Raw genomic sequence first — 24,492 nt, 5'->3', positions numbered from 1 at the left:
CGTGCTCTCCTAGATTGACAGGGCACTGTTGAGCCCGGTGCTACGGGGGGTGGGTTTGTGCTGGGTGGTCTTGGCGGTGTCGTTTGGGCTGGCGCCGTCGAAGAAGTAGCCATCGCGCCAAATCAACGCCATGTCGGCGGCACCGCCCATCAGCCCGAGCAGGCGCTCGGCCGTGAGGGTTTCCAGGGGGACGTGGCCGATCAGGATTACCTGTTCGCTGTCGCGGTTGTAAGACAGGGAAGGGCAGAACGCGCCGCTCAGCAGGTACAGGTTGGTTTCCAGCAGCCGTTGCAGGACCGCTTCCCGATTCGCCACCGGCAATGGCCCGAAGCTGCAATAGATAAAGATGTCTCCCTCACCCACGCCAGGGGTGTGCTTGAGGGAAAAGTCGACATCCTTGACCGACAGGTTCGCCTGCTCGTAGAACGCTGCCGGGGTAGGAATCATTGTGAGTTCGCAGAGCTGATCGATCAGCTTGCAATAGATGGGTGACGCCATGAGTGACCTCGCATTGTCATCCAGGCGCCGACGAGCGCCTGCTGCCCATGGTGAGTGACACCTGCGGCATTTCGGTTCCAACCGAGCTCTCTGCCGCCCGATGACGGCGTCCCGGACGAGTCGGGTGGAACCGCTGCCTTGCGATCTGCCACCCAATGGCGCCACCTCACTCAAGGTTGACCGCCCATGTCCCGATCACTTGCACCTTTGTCGGCCCTTCGATTCGTCCCCAAAGGGTTGTCCATGCTGGCCATGGGGACCTTGCTGTATGGTTGCCAGCACCTCGAACCGCAGTTGACCATCGGCGATCCGTTTGCCAACGAGCCTTACCGCTCGCAACTGCGCTGGCTTGAACCGGCGCCTACGGACACGATCATCCAGATCGGCGAGTCATCCCCGCAAAGCGGCGGCAGCCTGTGGACGCGCATGCGCCAGGGGTTTTCCTTGCAGGCCAAGACCCAGGGTGTGGCGCGCATCGATGAGCAGCGCCGCTGGCTGGTGGATCGCCCGGCTTTTCTCACCCAGACCGGGCGTGCCGGCAGCCGTTACCTGCACTTCATCGTGGGGGAACTGAACAAGCGCAACATGCCGCTGGAACTGGCGCTGTTGCCGGCCATCGAGAGCGGGTTCAATCCGAATGCCCAATCGCCGGCCCAGGCCCTGGGCCTCTGGCAATTCATTCCCGCCACGGGGCGCCGTTACCAATTGCAGCAGCGGGGCGACTATGACGAGCGCCGGGACATTCCGTCATCGACGCGGGCCGCCCTGGATTATTTGTCCTACCTGCACGATTACTTCGACGGCGACTGGCTGCTGGCGCTGGCCGCCTACAACGCCGGGGAAGGACGCGTACGCGACGCCATCACGCGCAATCGCGCCCGCGGCCTGGCGACCAACTATTGGAACCTGTCGTTGCCCGGCGAGACCCAGAACTATGTGCCGCGGTTGCTGGCGCTGTCGCAACTGGTGAATGCGCCCGCCGACTATGGCGTGAGCCTGGCGCCCATCGCCGACCAGCCGTATTTCCAGATGGTCGCCTTGGCGCAGCCGGTGGACCTGGCGCACCTGGCGCAGTTGTCCGGTGTGCATGAGCGAGAGTTGCGCATGCTCAACCCTGCCGCGCGCGGCCGGGCCAGGGGGCGCCTGCTGATGCCCCTGGACGCATCACGCAGGTTGCTGGCCCAACCGGACATGATCGCCAAGGCCGCGCTGCCCCGCGTGGCCGGTAGCGAAGAACAAGTGGTTGCCTCACCCGATACCGGCGCGGCCGAGCCGCAGGTGGCGGAGGTGGTAGTACCGCCAGGGGTGTGAGCCGATTATCCGCCATGTTGATCGTTCCCACGCTCTGCGTGGGAATACATCCCGTGACGCTCTGCGTCACCTTCCAGAAGCGGAACGCGGAGCGTCCCTGGCGGCATTCCCACGCGGAGCGTGAGGAACGTTCTTCCACAGCCCCTCACCACCTGATCTTTCGGATCTCCAGAGCCTACAGGCAGCCCATCGCGACATTGGCCAGGCCGCGTGCGCGTGGGTCCATCAAGACGTAGGAGCCAATGGTGTTGCAGGCGAATCCGAACGCCACACCGCGTTCAGGGTCGGCAAACCCGATGGTGCCACCGGCGCCCATGTGGCCGAATGCCTCGTTGCCCATGCCATAACTGCCGTTCGCCACGTCCGGCTGGTTGAGCATGATGCCCAGGCCGAAACGCGTTGGGGTCTGGATGGTCGGGTCGTATTCGGCGCTGTGCTCGCGCAACATTTCGTTGAGCAGCGGTGACTCCAGCAGTTGCCCGTCGAGCAGGCCTGCGTAGAACGCCGCCAGGCTGCGGGCATTGCCATGTCCGTTGGCCGCCGGTTGGGTCATGCGTTTCCAGCCCGCCTCGTTACTGCGTCCCAGCACCATGGGCGGGTTGGCGAAGGCCAGTGTACTCATGGCGGTCGGTTCGTTGAGCACGTCCGTCAGTACTCGCCCAAAGGCCTCGTCGTCGATCTCGTCTTTGGTGCGCGCCATGTAGGCGCAGCGGGCGATGGTCGCGTCGTCCAGGCCGAGGTGAAAGTCCAGCCCGAGCGGCACCGCCACGCGTTGGTGAATGCTTTGCGCCGGCGTCAGGCCATCCACCCGGCGTAGCAGTTCGCCGAGGATCCAGCCGAACAGCAAGGGCGAATAGGTCTGCTGTTCTCCGGCTGCGGCCCAGGGAGTTTCCTCGGCAATCAGGTCGGTCATGGTGTGCCAGTCGTAGAGGGTTTCCGGTGCCAGGGGCGTGCGCAGCGCTGGCAGCCCGGCACGGTGGCAAAGCACCTGGCGCAGGGTGACCGACGCTTTGCCGGCGTTGGCGAAGGCCGGCCAGTAGTGGCAGACCGGTTTGTCCAGCTCCAGGCGTCCTTCGCCGACCAGCTGCATGATCGCCACCGCCGTGAAGGGCTTGGTGCAGGAAAACAGATTGAGCAGCGTGTCGCGCTGCCAATGGCTGTCCGGCTCCGGCCCGGCAGTGCCGGCCCACAGGTCGATGACGGTTTCGCCGTCAATCTGGATGCAAAGGGCGGCGCCGCGTTCGAAGGGGCTTTGCATCAGCCGGATAAACGCCTCTTTGACCGGTTCGAAACGAGTGTCGCATTGGCCATGGATAGCAGGTGCACGCGTCATGTCAGCTCCACACAAGGGTTGGTGTTTCCCTTTGAGTGACCGTGGCCGTGCAAACGGTTCACCGACAGGTAGACCCCATGTGGGAGCGAGCTTGCTCGCGATAGCGGTGAGTCAGCCAACGTTGAAGTGACTGATACACCGCTATCGCGAGCAAGCTCGCTCCCACATTGGCACTGAGGCGTGCATAACATTTGTGTCCGACGCCGGACCACAGGGATCTTTTTTGGCGAGCCCTGCCACTCAGGAGCAATGATTGATGCCCCTGGAGAGTGTTCATGGCTTACGAACGTACCCTTGATTTGAATAGCGACGCGTTTCGCGGCGAGGCTTATCGGCATTATGCGGCGCTGCGCCAGGCGTCCCCGGTGTTCTTCAGCCAGGCCGAAGGGCAGTTGCCGATGTGGTACGTCACTGGTGCGCGGGAAGTCGAGGAGGTGCTGCTGGACAACGAGCGCTTCGCCCGTGACCCGTCGCGGATCGATGCGCAGTTCGCTGCGATGCTCGGCGGTGAGCAATCCATCGCGTTTCTTAACGACCACATGCTCAACCGCGATGGCGACAGTCATCGCCGCTTGCGTCGCCTGGTCAACAAGGCCTTCACGTTGAAGGCGGTGAACGCCCTGCGGCCGCGTATCGAACAGATCGCCGAGACGTTGCTGGAGCCCGTGCGGTCGAGCGGGCAAATGGACGTGGTGAGCCAATATGCGTTCCCTTTATCGATCACCGTCATCGCCGAGCTGCTTGGCGTTCCCGCACAGGACCGCGACGATTTCCGCCGTTGGTCCCACATGATCGTCCAGCAGGTGGGGCATGACCTGAGTGAGTTGCGGCATTGCTACACCGAATTCGCGAGCTACATGCTCGCGTTGATCGACCAGCGTCGAGCGCAGCCGGGCGATGACCTGGTGTCGGCGCTGGCGCAGGTCGAGGAAGAGGGCAGCATGCTCAGCCAAAGTGAGCTGTGCAGCATGATCGCGCTGCTGATCATCGCCGGGCACGAAACGTCGGCATCGATGATCGGCAATGCGGTGCACATGCTCGTGCAGCACCCGAAGGCGCTGGCGCGATTGCGTGACGAGCCGGCCTTGATGCCTGGCGCGGTCGAGGAGTTTCTGCGCTATGACTCCTCGGTGGAGCGAGCCATGGTCCGCTTCGTTACCCGAGACACCGAACTGGCCGGGCAACGCTTGCTGCGCGGGCAACTGCTGATCGCGGTGGTGGGTTCGGCCAATCGTGACGAAGCGCTGTGTGCAAATCCTGACACGCTCGACATCACCCGCCCGGCCTGCCCGCACATGTCGTTCGGCAAAGGCACGCACTATTGCCTGGGCGCCTCGTTGGCCCGGCAGGAACTGGAAATTGCATTGAATACACTTCTTCGATGCTGCCCCGGGCTGCAATTGGCGGTCGATCCCGGCGCAGTACGCTGGCGTTATGTGCCCAACTTCAGGGGGCCGGAGGCGCTGCCGGTGCGTTGGTCGGTGGATTGATGAGAACGAGCAAGCTCGCGCTGGGTTCTGTAGGAGCTGGCGAAGCCTGCGATCTTTTGATCTTTCGCTTGAGATTCAGGTGGCTGGGGAAAGATCGCAGCCTCGTTGCACTCGACAGCTCCTACACAGCTCCTCCAGTGGGAGTCACTGGGTTGTGCAAAAAATGGCATCGGCTCGAATGAGCGCAGGCCCATGCCTGAGAAAGAGGCGGCTCGCCCGACTGTCCAGCCGGACGAGCCGTGGATTTACACCAGGCTGGCCTCTTCGTTTTGCGCTGGCGCTGAAAGGCTGGTGGATGCCGTGTCGCCTGGCGTCAGGTGCAGTCCATAGAGCACGACGTCCGCACGGTTATCAGCGAACCGGGCGATCCCTGGAAAGCGTCCCCATTGGGTCGCACCAAGCCCTTGTACGCCGCGTTTGCTGGCCTCGTTGTGCTCGATGATCCAGGCCACCAGCGTCTCGAAACCATACTGCCTGGCCAACACCACCGCGGCTTGGCCAAGGCGGATGCCGACGCCGCTGCCAATGTGGTCGCCGCGCACGTAGATCGACACTTCGCCGGTCAATCGGCAGGCCTGGGCGCCCCAACAGAAGCGGTTGACGATCAACCAGGCGATGACTTCACCTGCGCGTTCGAGTACGTAGATCGGATCACCCTCGTTGACGAAACAGTCGACGAAAAACGTCATTTCCTTCAGGGAAAACGCTCTGAGCACGGGGGAGCTGGTACCTCCCAGAGCGCTTTCGTTGAAGATATCTGTCATCACCGGCAAGTCGTCGGGGGTGTAGCGGCGCACGCCGCGTGGCAGGTCGGGTCGGCTGTTCAAGCGATTGTGGGTCATGGCCGGGCTTCTCCGTAGACGCTTCGTTTGAGTTGTTCACGCGCGCGAAACAACCTTGAACGCACGGTGCCGATAGGGACGCCCAGACGTTCGGCGGCATCGCGGTAGCTGCTCTCGGTGTCCACGGCGGTCCACAGGGTATCGCGCATGTCCTTGGGCAGCGCGTCCATGGCTAACAGCGTTCGGTCCAACAGCCGACGGTTGTCGCACAGTTCACTCAGGTCAATGTCGTCACTGGACTCGCTGAACTCGCTTTCATCGAAAGTGCTCAGCGGCGGCTGCGCATAGAAGCGGCGGAAGTGGTTGCGGATCAGGTTGAGGGCGATGCCACACAACCAAGTGTCCTGCTTCGCCAGCCCTTTGAACTTCTGCTGGTTGCGCCAGGCTTCCAGGTACGTGAGCTGGATGATGTCGTCGGCGTCGTCTTGATTGAGTACGCGTTTTTGCACAAACAGACGCAGCTTGCGTTGCTCGCCGAAGCAGATGTCTGGCGCACCTGTGGGTGCCGGGGAGGTTTGCGGGGGGGCCATGAGATTCAGGCTGTTCATCAATAAATCCCTCTGAGTAGGTTCCATAGCGTCGATCAAAAAATGTCGACGGTTCCCCTGTCAGCAGGACCTGTGCCAAGCCGTATTTATGTCTTATCTATTTGATAAATAAGTGTTTTTATCTAGTGCTTTTGCTCTATTTGTGCAAGAGCATGCACAGCCGTCCCAAGTTCCACTGCATGAAATTGCACCGAGCAAACGCTCGGGCAGGAACCCTTGCGAACCGGTCAGAAAGGCCACGACCGCTGATGGAACTGAATGCTGGATCGCCGCCACCCACTGAGCGTCCAAAACCACGTTCACGGCCATCATGAAAGTAGAAGCCCCGACAAATGCGCATATTGCCGCCAACCTTGCCCAGGCCGTTTCGGCCGTCGTGGGCATAGGTAAGCCTGTCGAATCGTTCCAGGCCGTGCAGTCCAATTCGATGGAGGAGGTCGGCATGACCTTCAGCCATCATGTGGAGCGCAATACCAAGGCGCTGAGCCAGCGGCGTATACGCAATGCCCGCAGCGAGGTGGGCCAGGTGCGCGTCGAGACGCGCGAGCAATTGGAGGAGTGGTACGACCAACTCGGCCACCCAGGCAAGCAGAGCCTGGGGGCAATGGCCGCCCAGGCGGGTCTGTTGTTGTGTGGCGAGCCGGTGCTTGAAGAGGTGGTGCAGTCCACGGGCGGTGACCCGGCCCGTACCGACCTGATCCTGCAGCAAGCGTTGCGCGAGGCCGAAGTGCAAGGTCGTCTCGTTGAAGCCCAGCGCGCTCGCGACTACCTGCAGCTATTGCGCGAGCGTTATGGCGCGCAGATCCAGGCGGGCATGAACATCGCCGAGGCCTTGCGCGCTGCGGGCGGCGATCCCGAACTGCGCCAGGCGGTACGACGGCTCTATTACGACACCGTGGTGCTCAAGCAATCGTTGCCCACCATGATGCAGGCGTTGCTTGGCCTGTTCGGCGAGGCGGCATTCGTGCCGGGGCTGGACATGATGCGCCGGGCATTGGCTGACGACATCGCTGCGCACACACCGTCACGTCCTACCGCGCTGTTGCGCACGTTGTTGATCGGCCTGGCCGCCTCGACTCAACTGGGCAGTGTCCTGCACAGCTGCCGCCGTTTGCTCGAGCAACTGGCCTACAGTTGCCCGGCCAGCCAGCTCACGGCCGTGCTGTTGCTCCAACGCATGCTGGGGTTTGTCAGCAGTGGCCTGTCGGCGGCGGAAGTACGGCGCATCGGGCGTGAATTGGGTGGAGAAGAGGAGCGGGACCAACTGGTCTCCCTGAACGGCCTGTACCCCTTGCTCAAGCGTTTGCCGCTGCCCCTCTGGCGCGATAGCAAAAGCCGACAGACCGCGCTGAAGAACCTGTTGGTGCTGCTCGATGAGCGTTCCCGTGGCGAGCCCCGAAGCCAGACCGCTGCCCCGGTGATTGGAGCGCGCTCATGATCGCCCTGTTGAACAAAGTCGCCAACGAAGCGGTGCGGCGCATCGAGGTGGTTGCGGCGTTCGTGGTGCTCGGCATCGTGTTCATGCTGATCCTGCCCTTGCCGACCCCGGTGGTCGATGCGCTGATCGCGATCAACATCTGCATCTCCTGCCTGCTGATTGTGCTCTCGCTGTACCTGCCACGACCGCTGGCGTTTTCCTCGTTTCCGGCGGTGTTGCTGCTGACCACGCTGTTCCGGTTGGCATTGTCGGTGGCGACCACCCGATTGATCCTGCTCCAGGGCGACGCCGGTCATATCGTCCAGGCGTTCGGTAATTTCGTGGTGGGGGGCAACCTTGCAGTCGGGTTGGTCATCTTCCTCATTCTGACGGTGGTCAACTTCCTGGTGATCACCAAAGGCTCGGAGCGGGTCGCCGAAGTAGCGGCGCGGTTCACCCTGGATGCGCTGCCGGGCAAGCAGATGTCCATCGACAGCGACCTGCGCGCCAACCTGATCGATGTCAGCGAAGCCCGGCGGCGTCGCGAGGAACTGAACAAGGAAAGCCAGCTGTTCGGTGCGATGGACGGGGCGATGAAATTCGTCAAGGGCGATGCCATCGCGGGCTTGGTGATCGTGGTGATCAACCTTATCGGCGGCTTTACGGTCGGCATGATGCAACACGACATGGGCGCGTCCGAATCGATGCACTTGTATGCCGTGTTGACGATCGGTGACGGTCTGATCGCGCAGATTCCGGCCCTGCTGATTTCCCTCACTGCGGGCATGATCATCACCCGGGTGTCGCCAGAAGGGCAGCCGGCGGGCAGTAGCGTCGGCAAGGAAATCACCCAGCAGTTGACCGCCGAACCCAAGGCCTGGGTGATCGCTTCGGTGGGCATGCTCGGCTTCGCGGCCTTGCCCGGCATGCCCACGCTGGTGTTCGTCGTCATCGCCTTGATCACCGGCACCGCCGGCATCGTTCAGCTCTACTCGCGCGCCCGGCTGGCACGCCAGGGCGACCAGCCAGCGGAGGTCGTGGTCCCGGCACAGAACGGCGCTGAGGACCTGCGCAGCTTCGACCCGACCCGTGCCTATCTATTGCAGTTTTCCAAAGCCATGGAAGGCAACGCGGCCGCCGAGGAAGTCGTCCAGGCGATCCGCAAGAAGCGCAATGCCCTGGTGGCCGGCTTTGGCCTGACCCTGCCGCCCTTCGAGATCGAATACAGCGCACTGCTGGAAGACGACGAGTTCCGCTTCTGCGTGCACGAGGTGCCGATGTTGCGGGCCACTTTCGGCGAACGTGTGGCCGTGGCGCGCGGGCCGCTGCCGTTGGAACCGCGCGACGGGCAGGTCGGCAGCGAGGTGCGTGACGAGCAGCAGTGGCTATGGCTGACGCCTGACGATCCGCTGCTGGCGGACGAACGCGTGGAGGCGGTGTCGGCCGCCGAGTTGCTGGTGGAGCGGATGAGCCGCGCGATGTTTGCCACGGGCCCGCAATTCTTGGGGCTTCAGGAGAGCAAGTCGATTCTCAGTTGGCTCGAAGCGGGCCAGCCAGAGCTGGTGCAGGAGCTGCAGCGGACCATGCCATTGGCCCGTTTCGCCGCCGTGCTCCAGCGCCTGGCCGGCGAAGGTGTCCCGCTGCGCGCGGTGCGGCTGATCGCCGAGTCCTTGATCGAGCATGGGCAGCATGAGCGTGACGTCGGTGCGCTGACCGACTACGCGCGCATCGCCCTGAAGTCGCAGATCTATCACCAGTACCGTGACGAAGACGGCCTGCACGTGTGGCTGTTGACGCCGGAAACCGAAGGCCTGTTGCGCGATGCGCTGCGCCAGACCCAGACGGAAACCTTTTTTGCCCTGGAAAGCCTGCATACCCGCGCCTTGGTGATGCAGTTGCGCGAAGGCTTCCCGTTGCGCGCCAAGCGCGTGGCCGTGCTGTTGGTGGCGCAAGACCTGCGGGCGCCGCTGCGCGATCTGTTGCGCGACGAATTCAATCACGTGCCTGTACTCGCCTTCAGCGAGCTGCACAGCAACGCCCAGGTCACCGTGCTGGGACGCTTTGATCTCGAGCAGGAAAAACTACGGATGGAGGATGCCGCGTGACGGGCTTGTCTTGGCACGCCAGCAGCGGTGTCTCCACGTAACGATGCAAATCCAGGTGTGTTCGATGGCCTGGCTGTGACAGAGGACGGGGGCCGCCGGTGCCCCGTCGTACAACCGGATCGTGGGCGAGCATCTGTCGCCCCTTGAGGAATTGACCATGTTCGAACTGCGAGTCTTGAGTGGTCTGCACCGAGGTGCGGCGTTGCCGCTGGTTGGCGAGCAATGGGTGGTCGGGGCGGCGGAGGAGGCCGACCTGGCGCTTTACGATCCGGGCATCTGTGGGCGTCACGTGGGCCTGCGGCAGGTGCAGGGCCAATGGCTGCTGGAACAGCTGGAGGGCACGGTTTGCGATGGACAAGGCCAGCCCTGGGCAGCGACCGAGCCCTTGCAGAGCAATGCTCCGTTTGCCGTGGCAGGCGTCTGGCTGTGCCTGGCCCCGGCCGATCAGCCCTGGCCCGAAGAGGCGGCGCTGGATGACGCTGCGCATCTGTCGGTGGACCGGGAAACCCCGAAGCCCGCCGTGCGGCCGTCGTGGTCCAAGCGCCTGGCTATTGCCGCGGCGGTGATCACCGTCGCCTCCAGCGCCTGGGCCTTTACCAGCCAACCGGCGCAGCCCGTGGCGCGCAGCCCGGCCCAGCAGCTCAAGCAGACCAAGGTGGCCTTGGATAATGTCGAGGCGGTCCGCCTGGAGCTTGATCGCATGTTGCAGGAACGTGATCTGGGCGCCGGTGTGCGGGTCGAGAGCCAGGACGACCGGCTGGTCCTGATGGGTGAGCTGCCGCGCCAGCGCCTGGCGATGGTCGAACGGTTGATCGAGCGCTTCCACGACCGCTACGAAACGCCGATCGGGATCACGGCCAACGTCAAGGAACGGCTGACGAAGCTGCCGTTTCAGATCGCCCAGATCGTGGGCGGCAAGCATGGTCACGTAGTCACCGCCGATGGACGTCGGTTGTTCCTGGGCGACCAGATCGACGGCCTGCGCTTGACTGCCATCGACAGCGGCAAAGTCACCTTCGAGGGCGACCAACGCTACGAGGTCACCTGGTGATGACGCAGGCGGCCATCGCGCGACTGGAGGCCTGGGAGGCCGGGCAATTGGCGCACTTGCGTCGCTTCGCGCCGGTCATGGTGCGCGGACGGGTGCAGCGGGTCAGCGGCATCTTGCTGCAGTGCCGACTGCCGGGGGCGCAGATCGGCGACCTCTGCCGGGTCGAGCGCGACGCCCGCGAGCCGCTGCTGGCCGAAATTGTCGGCTTCGACCAGCACGATGCCTTGCTCAGCGCCCTGGGCGGCCTGGAGGGGATCCGGGTCGGTGCGGCGGTGGAGCCGCTGGGCATGCCGCATCGGGTGTGCGTGGGACCGGAGCTGCTGGGTCAAGTGCTGGATGGCTTCGGCCGGCCCCTGTTGGACGGCGGGACGGGGGCGTTCGCCGGCCCGCATGTGCTGCACGCCTCGGAGGTGATTGGCGAGGCGCCTGCACCCACCGCACGACCGCGTATCCAACGACCCTTGATGACTGGCGTACGGGCCATCGACGGCCCGCTGACACTCGGCGAAGGCCAGCGTGTGGGGCTGTTCGCCGGCGCCGGTTGCGGCAAGACCACGTTGCTGGCGGAGATCGCCCGGAACGTTGACTGCGATGTCATCGTGTTCGGCCTGATTGGCGAGCGTGGGCGCGAACTGCGCGAATTTCTCGACCATGAGCTGGATGATGAACTGCGTGCCCGTGCGGTGCTGGTGTGCGCCACCTCTGATCGCTCCAGCATGGAACGCGCCCGTGCGGCGTTCACCGCGACGGCGTTGGCCGAGGGGTTTCGTGCCCGGGGCCAACGCGTGCTGCTGCTCATCGATTCGCTGACCCGCTTCGCCCGGGCCCAGCGTGAGATCGGCCTGGCCGCCGGCGAGCCGTTGGGGCGCGGTGGCCTGCCGCCGTCGGTCTACGGCTTGCTGCCGCGTCTGGTCGAGCGGGCCGGTCTGACCAACGAGGGCGCTATCACCGCGTTTTATACGGTGCTCATCGAGCAGGATTCCATGAACGATCCCGTGGCGGATGAAGTGCGTTCGCTGCTCGACGGTCACATCGTGCTGTCACGCAAGCTCGCGGAGCGCGGCCACTACCCGGCAATCGATGTGCTGGCCAGCCTGTCGCGAACCTTGGCCAACGTGGCCGAGGCGGAACACCTGCGGGCGGGCATCAATCTGCGTCGGTTGTTGTCGGCCTATGAGCAAATCGAACTGATGTTGCGCCTGGGCGAATACCAGACCGGCGCCGACCCCTTGACCGACCTGGCGGTGGAGTCGCGTGGCGCCCTGGACGCCTTCCTGCGCCAGGACCTGCGCGAGCCGGAACCGTTTGCGTCCACGCTCGCCCACCTGCAGCAGTTGACCGCCTATGTCCCGGGTTGATCTGGACGCCCTGGCGCCGATACGCCGCCACCGCGAAGCGCAAGCCGAGCGGGCGTGGCGCCAGCAGCGCGAGCTTTTGCGCGAGCGCGAAGCCGCGGTTGCCGCCGCGCGCACGCAGATGCAGGCGACCCGTGAGCAACAGGCGGTGCAGCGCGAGGCGTTGTACGGCGAGCACCGTGGCCGGGCCTTGAGCGTGTGCGAACTGAATGCCTGGAGTACCCAGGAACGTCGTTTGATCGGCGAACTGGCCGAGCAAGCGCGGGCAGTGCAGGCACTGGACGATGAACAGGCGCAGCAGGCACAGCACACGGCTGCTGCCCAGCAGCGGCTACAAGGGCGCCGGCGAGATCTGGAAAAACTCAGCGCAATGATGGAGTACCTGGTGGAGCCCCCCAGCGATGAATGAACGCAGCGTGCGCGGTGGGCCGACACCGCACAGCAATCCCTCGGCGGCCCCCGTTCGGCAACCGCCTCGAGCGTATGAGCAACCGCCTGCCCAGGTGAGCCGGGCAAGTCGTCCGGCTGCACGTGAGTCCGCCCCTGCTGCCGGGCGCGACCCCGACATGACAGCAGGAAGCAGTGACGGTTACTGGTTCCGCCAGTGGGTCGATGCGCCACGGGGTGGCGCGCAGGATGACAGCGCCGGCACCGGTTCGCTGTCGGGCCTGGTGAATCTTTCGAGCGGCGAAGAGGAGGCGTTTGTCGACCAGCTCACGCCACGCTTGCGTGCCACACTCGACCAGCAATTGGACCTGCTGCTGCATCTTCCCAACCTGGGCCGCATCAAGGTATCCGCCCGGCGGCTGGGCGGGGCGTGCGGGTGGGACATCGGCTTGAGCTGCGAAAGTGCAGACGTACAGACGCGGCTGTCGAGTCGATCCGGCCGTTTCGAGGAGGCGCTGACCCAAAGCCTGGGCCAGCCGGTGAGCGTGCGCGTAGCGCGGGAAGAAGAGGTTAGCGCGACATGACCGTCCATGCATTGGTGCTGCCGACTGTGGGCAGCGAGGACGCCACCGCCCGGCGACTATTGGGAGTTGGCGTCCGGTTGCCCTTCGAGGTGGCGGGTGAGGCGGGGCTGCTGGAACTGACCCCGGGCGGCACTGCGGCGGGGAACTCGCCGTGTGTGCTGGCGTGTGCCCATGGTGCCTTTACCTTGGACGAGCCCGGCGCGGTGCTCAGCCTGTTTGGTGAATGCCCGGTGGTCCTGCCTGCCGAGCCCGGACCGGATGACACGTGGTTCTGGTCGCTGTTCCAGCAAACCCTGAGCGAGCCCCTGCGCCAGGCATTCGGTTTTATCAAGCCAGCGGCCGTGCCCGCGGTGCAGGGCATTGCCTGCCGGCTCGACGTGAGGGTGGGCGCGGCCCGCGTCACGAGCCATCTGGAAATGAGCGGTGCGACCTTGCTGGGGCTGCTTCGCGCCGTGCCCTGGCAACGGCGAGCCGCGCCCGGGATCGAGGGCTTTGCGCTGCATGTTCCGTTGGAACTGGGACAGCTGGCGCTGGCCGCCGGGCAGTTGGCGATGTTGCGCCCCGGTGATGTGTTGGTGCCGCAAACCGCTCTGTTCGATTCATCCGGCCACGGGCTGATTCGCCTGGGCCGGCATTGTTTGCAGGTGCGGGTACACAGTCGTGCCGCACCGTTGCGCCTGACCTTGCTCGCTCTGGAGGAGACCGTTATGAGCACCACCGCTGACACCGACACCGATATCCTGACGCCGGACTGGGACGATAGCACCGGCTACGAACCTGACGACCAAACGTGCGAGGCGACCGAGCACCCGCTGTCGGCCTATGCCGCAGAAACCGAAGAGACGCCAGTGACGGAGCCGGTCGCGGCCGAAATCCCCGAGCGCTTCGACGACCTGCCGCTGGCGCTGACGATACGCTGCGGTCACTTGAGCCTGACCTTGGGTGAGCTGCGCAATCTGGCGCCCGGCGCGGTGCTGCAAGTGCAAGGTGCGACACCGGGGACGGCGGCGCTGTTCTATGGTGAACGTGCCCTGGCCCATGGCGAGTTGGTCGAGGTCGATGGCCGGCTGGGCCTGCAAATCGCCCGCGTGGATGTGGCTGGATGAGCTTCCAGGGGGTCGACCCCTTTCTGCTGGCGCTGTTCATTGGTGGGATTTCGTTGGTCCCCTTGCTGCTGATCATCTGCAGCGCCTTTCTCAAGATAACCATCGTGTTGACCATCACCCGCAACGCCATCGGCGTGCAGCAGGTGCCACCCAATATGGCCCTGTATGCCATTGCCCTGGCCGCGACGCTGTTCATCATGGCGCCGGTCGGCCACAACATCGCCGAACAGTTGAAAGAACAGCCGCTGGATTTCAGCAACACCGAGGCACTGCAAGGTTCTGCCTTGAACGCGATAAAGCCGCTGCAGGCCTTCATGTCGCGCAATACCAACCCGGACATCCTCGCCCACCTACTGGAGAACACCCAGCGGATGTGGCCCAAGGAGCGTGCCGAGCAGGCCAGCCGCGATGACCTGATGCTGCTCATCCCGGCCTTCATGCTGTCGGAGCTCGAGGCCGGTTTCCAGATGGGATTTTTGATTTATATCCCGTTCATTGTCATCGACCTGATCGTGTCCAACCTGCTGCTGGCGCTCGGCATGCAGATGGTCGCGCCCATGACCATTTCGTTGCCGCTCAAGCTGCTGATTTTTGTCCTCGTGCAGGGCTGGACGCAATTGCTCGACAGCCTCTTCTATTCCTATCTTTGAGGACATGCGATGGACGCGCTGACGTTGTTTAAGGAAGGCATGCTGCTGGTGGTCCTGCTCTCCGCACCGCCCTTGATCGTGGCGGTGATCGTCGGTGTGCTGACCTCCCTGGTGCAGGCCTTGATGCAGATCCAGGACCAGACCTTGCCCTTCGGCATCAAGCTGGTGGCGGTCGGGCTGACCTTGCTGGTCACGGGCCGCTGGATCGGCGTGGAATTACTGGGGCTGCTGCGTCGGGCATTCGAAATGATGGCCAACACCTGATGACGGCCCAGGCTTTTGTCCCGTATTTCGACTTGCTGCTGTCGATCGCGCTGGGCATGGCGCGAATTTACCCGGTCGCCTACCTCGTCCCGGTGTTTTGCTTCCAGCACCTGCGAGGCTTGCCGCGCCATGCCGTGGTGTTTGCCCTGGGCATGTTGCCGGCGCCCGGTATTCGCCAGGCGCTGATCGACGCCCAGGTCAATTGGCTGTCGCTGGCCGGGTTGATGTTCAAGGAACTGGTGCTGGGCTTCTTGCTCGGGGTGCTGCTGGCGATGCCGTTCTGGTTGTACGAATCGGTGGGCGCCCTGCTGGACAACCAGCGCGGTGCGCTCATCGGTGGCCAGTTGAATCCGGCCCTCGGCAGCGACACCACGCCCCTGGGCCTGCTATTCAAGGAGATGACGATCTTGCTGCTGGTCACCACCCTGGGCATTGGCACGTTGACCCAGGTGATCTGGGACAGCTACCTGGTGTGGTCGCCCACCGTTTGGTTTCCATTGCCTGGCGCGGATGGCTTCGGCGTGTTTCTCGGGCTGCTCGGCGAAATGTTCATGCACATGATGCTCTACGCAGCGCCCTTTATCGGCTTGCTGTTGCTGGTGGAGTTCAGCCTGGCGTTGCTCAGCCTGTATAGCCCGCAATTGCAGGTGTTCGTCCTCGCCATGCCGGCCAAGAGCCTGATCGGCCTGGGCTTCCTGCTGTTCTACCTGCCCACGCTGTGGGACGCGATGACTGGCCGTCTCGGCCGCTATGGCGAAATCCGGCATCTGCTTCACCTGTTGTTGCAGGCGCCCTGAAGGAGGGCTTCGCCCATGAGCGAAGACAGTGGCGAAAAGACCAAGCGGGCGACGCCGAAGAAGATTCGCGACGCGCGCAACAAAGGCCAGGTCGGCCAAAGCCAGGACTTGAGCAGCCTGCTGGTGCTTGCGTCGATCACCGAAGTGGCATTGACCCAGGCCGACGACAGCATGCAGGCTTTGGGAGATATGGTGGCATTCCCGCTGCATCGGCTGGATGTCGACTTCGTGCGTGCCTTTGAGGAAACCTTGGCCCATGCCGGTGGCGTGCTGCTCAATTTCACCTTGATGACCGTGGGATTGGCGATCGTCACGCGCCTGGTGGCCGGTTGGATACAGTTCGGTTTCCTGTTCGCCCCCGAGGCCCTTCAGCCGGACCCGAACCGCTTGAACCCGATGAACCAGGCCAAGCAGATGTTCTCCGGCCAGGCGCTGATCAGCCTGTTCATGGGGCTGGTCAAGGCCGTGTTTATCGGCACCGTGATTTATCTGGTGACCCTGCCGGCACTCGGCTCGTTGATCAGCCTGGTCAACGGCGACCTGCACAGCTATTGGCGCGGGCTGGCCAGCCTGTTCCGGCACATCATGCACATTTGCCTGGGTGTACTGCTGGTGCTGGCGATTCTCGACTTCGGCCTGCAGAAATATTTCTTCGCCAAGCGCCTGCGCATGAGCGAGGAGGAGGTGCGCAAGGAGTTCAAGGAAATGGAAGGCGACCCCCATGTAAAAATGCATCGCCGTAGCCTGGCCCGGCAATTGGTCGACCAGCCTGTCAGCAAAGAGACCAAACCGGTGGAAGACGCCGACATGCTGGTGGTCAACCCTACCCACTTTGCCGTCGCCCTGTCGTATCGCCCCGAGGAAACGCCGCTGCCGCAGTTGATCGTCAAAGGCGTCGATGCCGAGGCCCGGGCGCTGATCGAGCGGGCCAAGGCGGCGCGAGTTCCGGTCATCCAGTGCATCTGGCTGGCGCGCACGATCTACCGTGAAGACGTCGGCGCTTATATCCCCCGGGAAACGCTCCAGGCGGTTGCCCATATTTATCGGGTGTTGCGCGAACTGGATGACGAGGCCAAGGGCGAGGTCATCGAGATTCCGGAATTGAACCAGCGTTGAAGTCGATGGAACCGATGCATACGCGGTTGCCACTCAGGGAGTGAGCCAGGCTCGTCCGCAGGATTCCCGCCTGCCGACAGTGCCCACCACACAGACATCGCCTCGTGGAGGATCCCATGCCCGAACCCAGTTCCCTGACGAGCCCCTTAAGGGGCACAGGTGCCCTGCACGGCACCGACAGCTTATCGCCCTCGCGCTCACCCTCGCTGAGCCAACGACCCCGCGAGGCGCAGCAGCGCGAAGGCACTCAAAGCCTGCATGGCCGGGGACGTTCCTCCTCGACACCACCGACGCTGCATCAGCGTGGCCGCGCCCGAACGCGGGACGCCAACCACGCGGCGACGTCGAATGACACGCAACCGCTGGATGACGCGCAAACGTCCAGCCCCACTTCGGAGTCTCGCACTCCGGACTCTTTCATGAGTGAGATGGAAACCCGTCAAAAGCAGTTGATGGAAAAGCAGTTCAACATACAAATGGGCATGGAAGAGCGCCAGAGCACCATGATGCTGATCAAAAGCTCCGCCGACATGGCCAAGTTGATGAGCGATACGGTGACGGAGGTCACCAAGGGCTTCATGGACAGCGCGAGGAAAGTCATGCAGGAGGGTGGCGAGGCGATGAAGCTTCGATAAAGCGATGAGCCTGCATCAACCTGTGTAGGTGTCGTGTAGGAGCTGTGTAGGAGCTGTCGAGTGCAACGAGGCTGCGATCTTTCCCCAGCCACCTGGATCTCAAGCGAAAGATCAAAAGATCGCAGGCTTCGCCAGCTCCTACAGAGTCCCGCAGTAGTAATTCCAGGCCACGGGTGCCTAGCCCAGTCGGGTGCGGCTTGTGTTGAGCGAGGCCGGACGAGGGTTGCCCGGCGTTGCAGGCACCGCCAAGCGTGCCCGAATGTCGCCGACCTGGGCGATGAAACCGACGATCCAATGGCAGAACCGCGCCTCGTCGAGCATCGCCAGCGGACAATGGGCACACAAGCGAACGCTGCCCTTATCGTCCAGGGCCAGCCAGCTGCCGCCGAGCAGGTCCAATCGAAAGTTGAGTTCCAGCAAGCGCTTGTGCAAGCCGGGCGCGTGGGCAGGTACATCGATCGAGCTATGGAGGATGGCGACATCGCCGTGATCGGGCAACTCGATGATCACGGCTTCGCGGTTGCTCGCGTCATACAGCGCGCACACGCCACCTTCCAACTGCAAGTGCGCATGCAAATGTTCCGCGAGGGCCGAGATCAAGCGCTGGGCAAGCGGTGCGACGGTCATGGAAAACCTCCCTCATAAAGTCTCTGTATGAATCACTGTGGCCAGAGATTGCTCCCGCTGGGCCGTACGAGCTGTGTAGGAGCTGTCGAGTGCAACGAGGCTGCGATCTTTCCCCAGGCACTTGAATCCCAAGCGAAAGATCAAAAGATCGTCCGAACGCGGCCCGAGCCTTCGCCAGCTCCTACAGAGCCGAGCGGGAGCAATCTCCGGTCACAGATTCAATACGTGGCCGAGTAATCGTCGAGGTCTTCCAGGCCCAGCAGCGACAGCTGACGGGACTGGATTTCATCGAGCAGTTCAGTGGATAGCGGCGCGTCGGGCAGCGCCTGCCAGACCACGAGCGCTCGCTGCGGATCGAGAAATACGAACAGCTGTGCGTAGTCGGTCGGCTGGGCGAAACGCCGTTCGAGGGCATGCTGGATCTGGTTTGCGCGCAGCGCCTGGCTTTGTATTTGTAAGGCGAGCCCCACGCTGTGAGGCTCGCGTCGCAGACAGAACTCAATGCCTGGGGCTATTTCCCAATACGTCGCGATGCCGGCGATGATGTTCTTCTGGAAGGCTTGGCGAGTGCTTACGCTGTGTACTGAAAAAGACATAGCGTTCAGTTCTCCAATGGGACGACCGTATGGTCCAGTGGGTGTTCGGGGGAGCCAAGGCCGCCGCGCATGCCGGGTGACCACCAGATCACCAGCCGACCGTTGTCCGGTTCGGCGCGGCTGCAGGCATCGCCCTGGCAGCCCGAGCGGTTCGCGCAGCCGGCGAACACCGGCAGGCTCAGCAATAAAACGAGCAGCAGTGGCGTGCGACTCATGGCAGGGTCCTCGCGCTGGTTTGCAGAAGAGAAGGGCGCTCGCCGCCTGGCGTGCGCGTGGGTTGCTTCATGACCACGAACACTTCCGTTTCCTCGCCGGGCTCAAGCCAAACCTTCGGCCAGGCGGAGGTGGCCAGGGCCCAGCGGCTGCCGCAGCTCGCCTCGTCGAAGCGCAACCTCCGCTGGCCATCGTTGCGTACCACACCCACGGCGATGCCGTAATCGGGACCGGCGAACCATTGGGCCCGGGCAGCGTCCAGGGATAACCCGGGTTGCAACGCGCACAATGTGTCGGGTGAATAAGGAATCGACGCCGCTTGCTTGAACGTGGCCGGAATGTTGCCGTCGGCGAGTTGGGCGAGCACGTCGCTGACCTCGACACGACCGACGGGGCGGGTGCCGTTGCGACGCTCTTCCAGGCGGGCCATGGCGCTGTCGACCTGTTCGCGGTCAAGGGCGGAGATGTAGCGGGCCGGGTCGACCTGGTCACCGATCAGGCGAGGCGTCAGGATGAAGACCCGTTCGCGGCGACTGGTTTCGCGCGTGGTCGAGGAAAACAGCAGCGGCCCGATCAGCGGGATGCGACCCAGCCATGGCACCCGCTCGAGGTTGTCGCCGGTCTCTTCGGTATGAAAACCGCCTACCACCAATGACCGGCTTTCCCCCATGACAGCCTGGGTGCTGACCACGCCCCGGCGCACGCTGGGCGTCTGCTGGCCGACCTCCGAGGGTTCGATGCGGCCGTCCTCGATGTCCAGGGACATCTGGATCTGGTTGCGGCCCCCGGTCTCGATGGCATGGGGCACGACCTGCAAGCTGGTGCCTGCCGTGATGGGCTCGATGGTGGCTACCCGCTCGCCGATGGCCGAGATGTACTCGGTCCGGCTGAAGTCGATGACCGCCGGCTGGTTCTCCAGGGTCAGTACCGACGGGTTCGCCACCACCGAGGCCAGGCCACGGCCCTCCAGGGCCCGCAGTTGCGCGGAAAAGTCGCCGTAGTCCTGAATGAACACCGTCGAGCTGGCACCAGGGCGAATCATCGAGGCGCCGCCGATCAGATCGCCGCTCTCGACGTTCCAGTTCGAGGCCAGCTCAGCCAGTTGTGTGCGGTCGATGTCGAGGATGATCGCATCGATTTCCACCAGCTTGCGCGGCACGTCCACATCGCGAATCAGCGGCGTGTAGATTTCCCGTCGCTTGGGTGCGTCGTAGATGAGCACCGCATTGTTGCGCACGTCGGCTTCGACGCGGATCTTGCCCCGAGCGCCTGCACTGCTGTTCGCGCCGGACGGCACCCGGCTGGTGTTCGGCCGACCCATGCCGTTCATTGCCAACTGTTCGATATTGCCCATGGTCATGGACTGCTGGCTCTGCATGTTCTGGAACGATGCCTGGGGCGAGGCCGTCTGCATGCCCCCCGACACGGCGCTGCGACTTTCCAGCAAACCTTTCAGGATGCTGGCGACCCCGGGAATGACCAGCGTTTCGCCGCGGTACTTGACGTTGCGGTCGGCGGCGGTGGCATAGCGCAGCGGGAAGCTGATCACTTCCTGCTTCTCTTCGGGTGTCTTGCGCACTTCGGCAAACTGCGCCACCAGGCGCACATAGCGTTCCGGGCCGGAGACCAGGACCACGCCTTCGTCGGGCAATTCACCCCAGCCGAAACGCGGATCCAGCAAGCCGATGTCGGTCAAGGCCTGCTTCATGTCCGGCACTGCGTCGGCGGACACTTCCAGGCGCGTGGAGTCCTGGTTCTGCAAGGGGCTGACGTACAAGGTGTTGCCGTACATGAACCACTGGAAGCGATTTTCCAGGCCGAGCCTGTCGAGGAACGCCTGGGGACTTTCGGCGCGCATCCGCCCCTCGACGGTGCCTTTCACCGTGCCGTCGATGACCAGTTGCACTGCGAAGGTATTGGCAAAGTCGCCGAGTACCTTGGCCAGCGGTGTGCTCTGGGCGTCGTAGGCGTAAGGCGTGTTCTTCCAGTCGGTCGGTATGGCCGCCTCTGCCGGCATGCCAGCGCCAAGCGCGCCGGCCAATGCCAGTGCGATCAGCGAAGGTTTCGTCCAGCGGCGTGCGATCAACTGGCGAAGGTGTACCTTGCCTGCGGTCATCAAGCAGTACGGTGCAAGCCACCTGTTAGGCATGGCGGATTCCTGTTCCGAGCAAGTGAGAGTGCGAGAGGCGTCGCGCCACGGGCGCGGCAACGGCACGTTGGTCTTTATTGATAATCGATTGCCAGGTGTCACGCTGGTTGAGCAGTGCTTCGAGCACCTCGATCAAATCGTCGATGTGCCTGTCCGGCGGCAGTTGCGCCAGTAGCCACAACCGGCCGTCTTGTGGCGAACGGGCCAGCGCGCCGGGAAATCGCGAGAGGCTTGGGTGCGCCAGCCGAAGCAGGTCTTCCAGAGCCACCTCGTGGGTCACCGGGACGCTCAGCTCGACCGATGCCAGCAGGCCTTCGTCGAGCTTGCTGAACGTTGCTTCGCCATCGTCGATGACAACGGTGAAGTGCTCCGGGCCATCGACGTCGGCGTTCCAGCGGGTGAGCTGTGCGCGCAGCTCATGGCATTGCATCGATGATCGCCTTGGCGAGGTTGTGATGGGCTGTGGTCTGTTGAGTGGCTGCGTTCACCGCGACGGACATGCCGTTCATGCTGGTCACGAATGAGTGCATGTCGTCGAGTGACTGACTTTCTGCTGCGTTCATCGCAGCGTTGTTGACGTTGTCGGTTGCGCGTTGGAAGTAGGTGTCGAGGCGGCGCTGGACGGCATCGGCGGAAGACATGGGCGGTTCCTCTGGGCTGGGCATATTCACGATGTGAGTGGTGGGTATGCCGTTGGCGGTTCCGCGTAAATGAGGAAAAAAGCTGGTGGGGTGATGGTGGCCTTAGTAGCCGGACAGGATTTCTTTGAGCGGGTACATATCCGTTGCTGCGGTAACGGCTGCTTAGGGTTCCGCCCTTACGGCGGGTCACTTTTTTCAGACGCCAAAAAAGTAACCAAAAAGGCTTTGCCCCACCACTCGGTGCCTCGCCTAGGCTCGGCATGCCCGAACGAAGGCATTGCTCCGTGGGCCCGCCGCGAAGGGCCATCCATGGCCCAGCGCGGCTACCTCGGCATCCATGCCGAGGTGCCCACTACGCAATGCCTGCGTTCGGCCTGCGTGGTTAACGGGGCGCCCGAGATCAACGTCCACCGCGAGGCGGCCTAGTAGCCGACCTGGCTCTCCCGGTCGTACACCCATCAGATCTGTTTGAGCAGGACCTGTGGGAGCAAAGCTTGCTCGCGAGGCGGCCTGACAGCCGACCTGGCTCTCCCGGTCGTACTTCGATCCATTTGTGGGAGCGAGCCTGCTCGCGATAGCGGTGGGTCAGTTTGCGGTGATGTTGGATGTACCGGCGTCATCGCGAGCAAGCTCGCTCCCACAGTTTTTACCGGGGTGTTCATAGGCATTACAGTCACCCCAAATCCCTTGTGGGAGCGAGCCTGCTCGCGATAGCGGTGGGTCAGCTTGCGGTGATGGGTTGTGGTTCGGGTAGGCGAAGCGCCTCGACGGCGGTGGGCCAGTCGAGCAGGTATGTACCGCCCGGCGTTTCCAGCTTCAGTTGATGTCGTGCCATGTCGGCATCGGCCACCGGCGTCCAGGGGCGTCGGCTGTCGGTGCCCAGGCTCTGGGTCAGGTTTGCCAAATCTTCAGGATGACAGCGAAGGGTGGCGCTGACCGGGTCGTCCTGGCGCGACGCCAGTTGGCGGACGAGTGCATCGATGCGTGCCTGCTCCGGGACCTCGTTCAAGAGCATCCCCAGGGCCTCGTTGACCACGTGTGCAGCACTCGTCTCGATCCGCTCCCACATGGCTTGGCGCTGGGTTTCCCACGCGGCGAGCAAGGTTTCGGCCTTTTCCCAGAATTGCGCTTGGGCCTTGAGCACGGTTGCGTCCGCCTCTGCGCTGGCGCGTTCAAGCAATTGCGCGGCGTGCACCTGGGCCTGTTCGAGGATGACCTGTGCGCGGGCACAATCAACCAGGGTTTCGCGCGCGATGTAGGGCTGCGACAGGCCTTGTCCATCGGGGCGCAGTTCAAGCGAACGCCGAGCGAGCATCGTGTCTCTCCGTTTGGATAGGGGCCGAGGGTGCCAGGCTTTGCTCAGCCTTCCAGCAGGCGGACTGCCAAAGCGTGTTCAGCTTGGCGGCTGGCGGTTGAGGGGCGGGTGCCGATTCGATGGCGATGATTCTGTCGCGTGGGAACGCCAGGCGCGCCCGTTCCCAGGCCCGTTCGCCCAGCCAGGCGCGCAGCAGGGCGAGCGGATCCTGGTCTTGTTCGAGCCAGTGCCCTGGGCGCAGGGCTTTGGCGGTGCGCTCGCACCAGGCCCGGTCCTGCGCCGAAAGTGCCTGTGTTGCCGTTAACGGTGCGCAAGTGCTCGCCACCAATTCGCAGGCAAGGGCCAAGGTCCGGGGCGTGCCGCAGAACAGCGATTGCAACGCCGGGCTGGGTTGGGGGGGCGTGCACGGCGTCATACCGAAGCTGCGGGCAAGCGCGGCATGCTGCCCCCGGGCTAGGGTGTCGATCTGTGGCGCGGTCAGCAGGCAAAGCGCCGACGAATACCAGCCCCGGTCTGCTTCGCGCCACGCGAGGTTCCACCAGCGAACCCATGCAATCTCCGTCGTCATGCGGCGGTCCCGTTACTGTCGGGTTTGGTCCCCGGGTTTTTCACGGCGAACAGCCCAGGTGTCGCGCTGCTTTGGGGGGCGGCGGGCGTCCCGGCTGGTTTGGTGAGCTTGCGATCGAGAAATCGTGGTAGCACCAACACGCCCTGGCGCCATAGTCGGTAGAGGCCATACAAGACGCCCATCAGGATGGCGAGCAAGGTGATGCTTGCCGTCACGGTCACCGCCCGCCAATAACCGATGTCGTCGGCCTGCATGAGGAACGGTCCGAAGTACGCCATCTTGCGCCGCTCCTGATACGGCACGGCGGGAACGAAGACCACCGATAACTTGGTCGGGTTCTGGGTGGCATCGGCCATGCCGGGGATCCCGCTGGCGACCAGGTTGCGCACGCGCGGGGTAATGCTGTCGGGGTCCAGGGCACTGGTGTGCTTGATAAACACCGAGGCCGATGCGGGCTGGACCGGCTCTCCCGGGGCCACCCGCTCCGGCAGGACCACATGGACCCGGGCGAGCACCACGCCATCTATTTGCGAAAGCGTCGATTCGAGTTCCTGGGACAGCGCGTAGATGTAGCGGGCACGCTCTTCCATCGGCGTGGAAATGACCCCTTCCTTGCGGAAGATCTCCCCCAGGCTGGAACGTGAGCGACGCGGCAGGCCGGCGGCTTCGAGTACCTGGACGGCGCTGTTCATGTCGGCAGGCTCGACCAGCACGGTCAGCCCGTCTTTATCGACCTGCTTGCTCGCTTCCACGTTCTTGTTCGCCAGCTCGGCGATCACTTCGTTGGCATCCTGCTCGGAAAGATGGCTGTGCAACGCCGTCCGTTCATCGCAACCGGAGAGCAGCAGACACAGCAACAGTGTTGAGAATGCGCGCATAGACATGACCGGCCTT

At 63.6% G+C, this 24,492-nt stretch carries 28 protein-coding genes; 15 read left to right on the top strand and 13 right to left on the bottom strand.

Translation table 11 applies throughout. From position 1 onward, the window contains the following. Positions 1-9: 9 nt before the first annotated feature. A complete protein-coding gene (locus tag LOY50_RS27455; protein WP_253470254.1) occupies positions 10-498 on the bottom strand; it encodes a CesT family type III secretion system chaperone in 489 nt (162 codons plus the stop codon). A 186-nt stretch (positions 499-684) separates the two neighbouring features. Between LOY50_RS27455 and LOY50_RS27450 the strand changes: the two genes are divergently transcribed. Next, entirely contained in the window at positions 685-1,809 is a 1,125-nt protein-coding gene (locus LOY50_RS27450) for a transglycosylase SLT domain-containing protein (protein WP_258689672.1), read from the top strand. Between the two features lie 175 nt (positions 1,810-1,984). Here LOY50_RS27450 and LOY50_RS27445 read toward each other — a convergent pair whose 3' ends face one another. Continuing rightward, positions 1,985-3,142 carry a serine hydrolase domain-containing protein gene (locus LOY50_RS27445; RefSeq protein ID WP_258689668.1) on the bottom strand — a complete coding sequence of 386 codons (1,158 nt, stop codon included), beginning with the start codon at positions 3,140-3,142 and terminating at the stop codon, positions 1,985-1,987. 275 nt (positions 3,143-3,417) lie between these two features. Between LOY50_RS27445 and LOY50_RS27440 the strand changes: the two genes are divergently transcribed. After that, a complete protein-coding gene (locus tag LOY50_RS27440; protein ID WP_258689666.1) occupies positions 3,418-4,632 on the top strand; it encodes a cytochrome P450 in 1,215 nt (404 codons plus the stop codon). A gap of 245 nt (positions 4,633-4,877) precedes the next feature. Here the strand turns inward: LOY50_RS27440 and LOY50_RS27435 are convergent, their stop codons facing one another. Together LOY50_RS27435 and LOY50_RS27430 are read right to left on the bottom strand one after the other, a co-directional pair. Continuing rightward, entirely contained in the window at positions 4,878-5,474 is a 597-nt protein-coding gene (locus tag LOY50_RS27435) for a GNAT family N-acetyltransferase (protein ID WP_253470246.1), read from the bottom strand. Continuing rightward, positions 5,471-6,022 carry an RNA polymerase sigma factor gene (locus tag LOY50_RS27430; RefSeq protein ID WP_214510024.1) on the bottom strand — a complete coding sequence of 184 codons (552 nt, stop codon included), beginning with the start codon at positions 6,020-6,022 and terminating at the stop codon, positions 5,471-5,473. The genes LOY50_RS27435 and LOY50_RS27430 overlap by 4 nt, the downstream gene beginning before the upstream one ends. Positions 6,023-6,332: 310 nt before the next feature. On the opposite strand from LOY50_RS27430, the gene LOY50_RS27425 reads away from it, so the two are divergent. The 12 genes from LOY50_RS27425 to LOY50_RS27370 all read left to right on the top strand — a co-directional run bounded on the left by LOY50_RS27425 (position 6,333) and on the right by LOY50_RS27370 (position 17,489). Next, positions 6,333-7,460 carry a TyeA family type III secretion system gatekeeper subunit gene (locus LOY50_RS27425; protein ID WP_024618609.1) on the top strand — a complete coding sequence of 376 codons (1,128 nt, stop codon included), beginning with the start codon at positions 6,333-6,335 and terminating at the stop codon, positions 7,458-7,460. Further along, positions 7,457-9,544 (top strand): type III secretion system export apparatus subunit SctV, encoded by a 2,088-nt coding sequence (sctV, locus tag LOY50_RS27420; protein ID WP_258689663.1) that lies wholly within the window; start codon positions 7,457-7,459, stop codon positions 9,542-9,544. Before LOY50_RS27425 ends, sctV begins: the two co-directional genes overlap by 4 nt. A gap of 157 nt (positions 9,545-9,701) precedes the next feature. Beyond that, positions 9,702-10,595, top strand: coding sequence for an FHA domain-containing protein (locus LOY50_RS27415; protein WP_258689660.1), 894 nt, complete (start codon positions 9,702-9,704; stop codon positions 10,593-10,595). Continuing rightward, on the top strand, positions 10,595-11,953 hold the full coding sequence (locus LOY50_RS27410) for a FliI/YscN family ATPase (RefSeq protein ID WP_258691278.1): 1,359 nt from the start codon (positions 10,595-10,597) through the stop codon (positions 11,951-11,953). Before LOY50_RS27415 ends, LOY50_RS27410 begins: the two co-directional genes overlap by 1 nt. Further along, positions 11,940-12,359, top strand: coding sequence for a hypothetical protein (locus LOY50_RS27405; protein WP_258689658.1), 420 nt, complete (start codon positions 11,940-11,942; stop codon positions 12,357-12,359). Before LOY50_RS27410 ends, LOY50_RS27405 begins: the two co-directional genes overlap by 14 nt. A gap of 157 nt (positions 12,360-12,516) precedes the next feature. Next, positions 12,517-12,921, top strand: a complete 405-nt coding sequence (locus tag LOY50_RS27400) for a type III secretion system HrpP C-terminal domain-containing protein (RefSeq protein WP_258689656.1) — start codon at positions 12,517-12,519, stop codon at positions 12,919-12,921. After that, the gene (gene sctQ / locus LOY50_RS27395; RefSeq protein ID WP_258689654.1) at positions 12,918-14,027 is read left to right on the top strand and encodes a type III secretion system cytoplasmic ring protein SctQ; all 1,110 of its coding nucleotides are present in this window, start codon (positions 12,918-12,920) and stop codon (positions 14,025-14,027) included. The genes LOY50_RS27400 and sctQ overlap by 4 nt, the downstream gene beginning before the upstream one ends. Beyond that, positions 14,024-14,677, top strand: a complete 654-nt coding sequence (sctR, locus tag LOY50_RS27390; RefSeq protein WP_214510019.1) for a type III secretion system export apparatus subunit SctR — start codon at positions 14,024-14,026, stop codon at positions 14,675-14,677. Before sctQ ends, sctR begins: the two co-directional genes overlap by 4 nt. 9 nt (positions 14,678-14,686) lie before the next feature. After that, positions 14,687-14,941 carry a type III secretion system export apparatus subunit SctS gene (sctS, locus tag LOY50_RS27385; protein ID WP_003206603.1) on the top strand — a complete coding sequence of 85 codons (255 nt, stop codon included), beginning with the start codon at positions 14,687-14,689 and terminating at the stop codon, positions 14,939-14,941. Continuing rightward, positions 14,941-15,738 (top strand): type III secretion system export apparatus subunit SctT, encoded by a 798-nt coding sequence (gene sctT / locus LOY50_RS27380; RefSeq protein WP_253470234.1) that lies wholly within the window; start codon positions 14,941-14,943, stop codon positions 15,736-15,738. The genes sctS and sctT overlap by 1 nt, the downstream gene beginning before the upstream one ends. A 15-nt stretch (positions 15,739-15,753) precedes the next feature. Next, on the top strand, positions 15,754-16,854 hold the full coding sequence (sctU, locus tag LOY50_RS27375) for a type III secretion system export apparatus subunit SctU (protein WP_253470232.1): 1,101 nt from the start codon (positions 15,754-15,756) through the stop codon (positions 16,852-16,854). Between the two features lie 116 nt (positions 16,855-16,970). Then, positions 16,971-17,489, top strand: a complete 519-nt coding sequence (locus LOY50_RS27370; RefSeq protein WP_214510016.1) for a type III effector — start codon at positions 16,971-16,973, stop codon at positions 17,487-17,489. A 177-nt stretch (positions 17,490-17,666) separates the two neighbouring features. Here the strand turns inward: LOY50_RS27370 and LOY50_RS27365 are convergent, their stop codons facing one another. From LOY50_RS27365 to LOY50_RS27340, 6 genes are all read right to left on the bottom strand, one after another. Next, complete coding sequence (locus tag LOY50_RS27365; RefSeq protein WP_258689651.1) at positions 17,667-18,116, bottom strand: type III secretion system chaperone; 450 nt, start codon at positions 18,114-18,116, stop codon at positions 17,667-17,669. Between the two features lie 218 nt (positions 18,117-18,334). After that, a complete protein-coding gene (locus tag LOY50_RS27360) occupies positions 18,335-18,712 on the bottom strand; it encodes a hypothetical protein (RefSeq protein WP_014340718.1) in 378 nt (125 codons plus the stop codon). A gap of 5 nt (positions 18,713-18,717) precedes the next feature. Then, the gene (hrpT, locus tag LOY50_RS27355) at positions 18,718-18,927 is read right to left on the bottom strand and encodes an HrpT family type III secretion system protein (RefSeq protein ID WP_024619913.1); all 210 of its coding nucleotides are present in this window, start codon (positions 18,925-18,927) and stop codon (positions 18,718-18,720) included. Continuing rightward, a complete protein-coding gene (gene sctC / locus LOY50_RS27350; RefSeq protein ID WP_258689649.1) occupies positions 18,924-21,074 on the bottom strand; it encodes a type III secretion system outer membrane ring subunit SctC in 2,151 nt (716 codons plus the stop codon). Before sctC ends, hrpT begins: the two co-directional genes overlap by 4 nt. Next, entirely contained in the window at positions 21,067-21,504 is a 438-nt protein-coding gene (locus LOY50_RS27345; RefSeq protein ID WP_258689648.1) for a type III secretion system chaperone, read from the bottom strand. The genes sctC and LOY50_RS27345 overlap by 8 nt, the downstream gene beginning before the upstream one ends. Beyond that, on the bottom strand, positions 21,491-21,715 hold the full coding sequence (locus LOY50_RS27340) for a type III secretion protein (protein WP_003206585.1): 225 nt from the start codon (positions 21,713-21,715) through the stop codon (positions 21,491-21,493). The genes LOY50_RS27345 and LOY50_RS27340 overlap by 14 nt, the downstream gene beginning before the upstream one ends. Before the next feature lie 240 nt (positions 21,716-21,955). Here LOY50_RS27340 and LOY50_RS27335 point away from each other — a divergent pair, with 240 nt between their 5' ends. Then, positions 21,956-22,141 carry a nucleoid-structuring protein H-NS gene (locus LOY50_RS27335; RefSeq protein ID WP_258691291.1) on the top strand — a complete coding sequence of 62 codons (186 nt, stop codon included), beginning with the start codon at positions 21,956-21,958 and terminating at the stop codon, positions 22,139-22,141. 295 nt (positions 22,142-22,436) lie between these two features. Here the strand turns inward: LOY50_RS27335 and sctL are convergent, their stop codons facing one another. Genes sctL through sctJ form a run of 3 tightly spaced genes read right to left on the bottom strand, consistent with a single transcriptional unit; the run spans position 22,437 to position 24,482 of the window. Beyond that, entirely contained in the window at positions 22,437-23,030 is a 594-nt protein-coding gene (sctL, locus tag LOY50_RS27330; protein WP_258689647.1) for a type III secretion system stator protein SctL, read from the bottom strand. Beyond that, positions 23,008-23,598, bottom strand: coding sequence for a hypothetical protein (locus LOY50_RS27325; protein ID WP_253470222.1), 591 nt, complete (start codon positions 23,596-23,598; stop codon positions 23,008-23,010). The genes sctL and LOY50_RS27325 overlap by 23 nt, the downstream gene beginning before the upstream one ends. After that, complete coding sequence (sctJ, locus tag LOY50_RS27320) at positions 23,595-24,482, bottom strand: type III secretion system inner membrane ring lipoprotein SctJ (RefSeq protein WP_253470220.1); 888 nt, start codon at positions 24,480-24,482, stop codon at positions 23,595-23,597. Before sctJ ends, LOY50_RS27325 begins: the two co-directional genes overlap by 4 nt. Positions 24,483-24,492: the final 10 nt, after the last annotated feature.

This window comes from Pseudomonas sp. B21-010, assembly GCF_024749325.1.
GTDB classification, from domain to species: Bacteria; Pseudomonadota; Gammaproteobacteria; order Pseudomonadales; family Pseudomonadaceae; genus Aquipseudomonas; species Aquipseudomonas kilonensis.
The sequence above is the reverse complement of the archived record's forward strand: the minus strand, read 5'-3'. Positions and strand labels throughout refer to the sequence as shown.

What these genes read in the sequence shown, in the direction of transcription:
- LOY50_RS27455 (WP_253470254.1), bottom strand. Translation starts at nt 498, where the DNA reads ATGGCGTCACCCATCTATTGCAAGCTGATCGATCAGCTCTGCGAACTC.
- LOY50_RS27450 (WP_258689672.1), top strand. Translation starts at nt 685, where the DNA reads ATGTCCCGATCACTTGCACCTTTGTCGGCCCTTCGATTCGTCCCCAAA.
- LOY50_RS27445 (WP_258689668.1), bottom strand. Translation starts at nt 3,142, where the DNA reads ATGACGCGTGCACCTGCTATCCATGGCCAATGCGACACTCGTTTCGAA.
- LOY50_RS27440 (WP_258689666.1), top strand. Translation starts at nt 3,418, where the DNA reads ATGGCTTACGAACGTACCCTTGATTTGAATAGCGACGCGTTTCGCGGC.
- LOY50_RS27435 (WP_253470246.1), bottom strand. Translation starts at nt 5,474, where the DNA reads ATGACCCACAATCGCTTGAACAGCCGACCCGACCTGCCACGCGGCGTG.
- LOY50_RS27430 (WP_214510024.1), bottom strand. Translation starts at nt 6,022, where the DNA reads ATGAACAGCCTGAATCTCATGGCCCCCCCGCAAACCTCCCCGGCACCC.
- LOY50_RS27425 (WP_024618609.1), top strand. Translation starts at nt 6,333, where the DNA reads ATGAAAGTAGAAGCCCCGACAAATGCGCATATTGCCGCCAACCTTGCC.
- sctV (WP_258689663.1), top strand. Translation starts at nt 7,457, where the DNA reads ATGATCGCCCTGTTGAACAAAGTCGCCAACGAAGCGGTGCGGCGCATC.
- LOY50_RS27415 (WP_258689660.1), top strand. Translation starts at nt 9,702, where the DNA reads ATGTTCGAACTGCGAGTCTTGAGTGGTCTGCACCGAGGTGCGGCGTTG.
- LOY50_RS27410 (WP_258691278.1), top strand. Translation starts at nt 10,595, where the DNA reads ATGACGCAGGCGGCCATCGCGCGACTGGAGGCCTGGGAGGCCGGGCAA.
- LOY50_RS27405 (WP_258689658.1), top strand. Translation starts at nt 11,940, where the DNA reads ATGTCCCGGGTTGATCTGGACGCCCTGGCGCCGATACGCCGCCACCGC.
- LOY50_RS27400 (WP_258689656.1), top strand. Translation starts at nt 12,517, where the DNA reads ATGACAGCAGGAAGCAGTGACGGTTACTGGTTCCGCCAGTGGGTCGAT.
- sctQ (WP_258689654.1), top strand. Translation starts at nt 12,918, where the DNA reads ATGACCGTCCATGCATTGGTGCTGCCGACTGTGGGCAGCGAGGACGCC.
- sctR (WP_214510019.1), top strand. Translation starts at nt 14,024, where the DNA reads ATGAGCTTCCAGGGGGTCGACCCCTTTCTGCTGGCGCTGTTCATTGGT.
- sctS (WP_003206603.1), top strand. Translation starts at nt 14,687, where the DNA reads ATGGACGCGCTGACGTTGTTTAAGGAAGGCATGCTGCTGGTGGTCCTG.
- sctT (WP_253470234.1), top strand. Translation starts at nt 14,941, where the DNA reads ATGACGGCCCAGGCTTTTGTCCCGTATTTCGACTTGCTGCTGTCGATC.
- sctU (WP_253470232.1), top strand. Translation starts at nt 15,754, where the DNA reads ATGAGCGAAGACAGTGGCGAAAAGACCAAGCGGGCGACGCCGAAGAAG.
- LOY50_RS27370 (WP_214510016.1), top strand. Translation starts at nt 16,971, where the DNA reads ATGCCCGAACCCAGTTCCCTGACGAGCCCCTTAAGGGGCACAGGTGCC.
- LOY50_RS27365 (WP_258689651.1), bottom strand. Translation starts at nt 18,116, where the DNA reads ATGACCGTCGCACCGCTTGCCCAGCGCTTGATCTCGGCCCTCGCGGAA.
- LOY50_RS27360 (WP_014340718.1), bottom strand. Translation starts at nt 18,712, where the DNA reads ATGTCTTTTTCAGTACACAGCGTAAGCACTCGCCAAGCCTTCCAGAAG.
- hrpT (WP_024619913.1), bottom strand. Translation starts at nt 18,927, where the DNA reads ATGAGTCGCACGCCACTGCTGCTCGTTTTATTGCTGAGCCTGCCGGTG.
- sctC (WP_258689649.1), bottom strand. Translation starts at nt 21,074, where the DNA reads ATGCCTAACAGGTGGCTTGCACCGTACTGCTTGATGACCGCAGGCAAG.
- LOY50_RS27345 (WP_258689648.1), bottom strand. Translation starts at nt 21,504, where the DNA reads ATGCAATGCCATGAGCTGCGCGCACAGCTCACCCGCTGGAACGCCGAC.
- LOY50_RS27340 (WP_003206585.1), bottom strand. Translation starts at nt 21,715, where the DNA reads ATGTCTTCCGCCGATGCCGTCCAGCGCCGCCTCGACACCTACTTCCAA.
- sctL (WP_258689647.1), bottom strand. Translation starts at nt 23,030, where the DNA reads ATGCTCGCTCGGCGTTCGCTTGAACTGCGCCCCGATGGACAAGGCCTG.
- LOY50_RS27325 (WP_253470222.1), bottom strand. Translation starts at nt 23,598, where the DNA reads ATGACGACGGAGATTGCATGGGTTCGCTGGTGGAACCTCGCGTGGCGC.
- sctJ (WP_253470220.1), bottom strand. Translation starts at nt 24,482, where the DNA reads ATGTCTATGCGCGCATTCTCAACACTGTTGCTGTGTCTGCTGCTCTCC.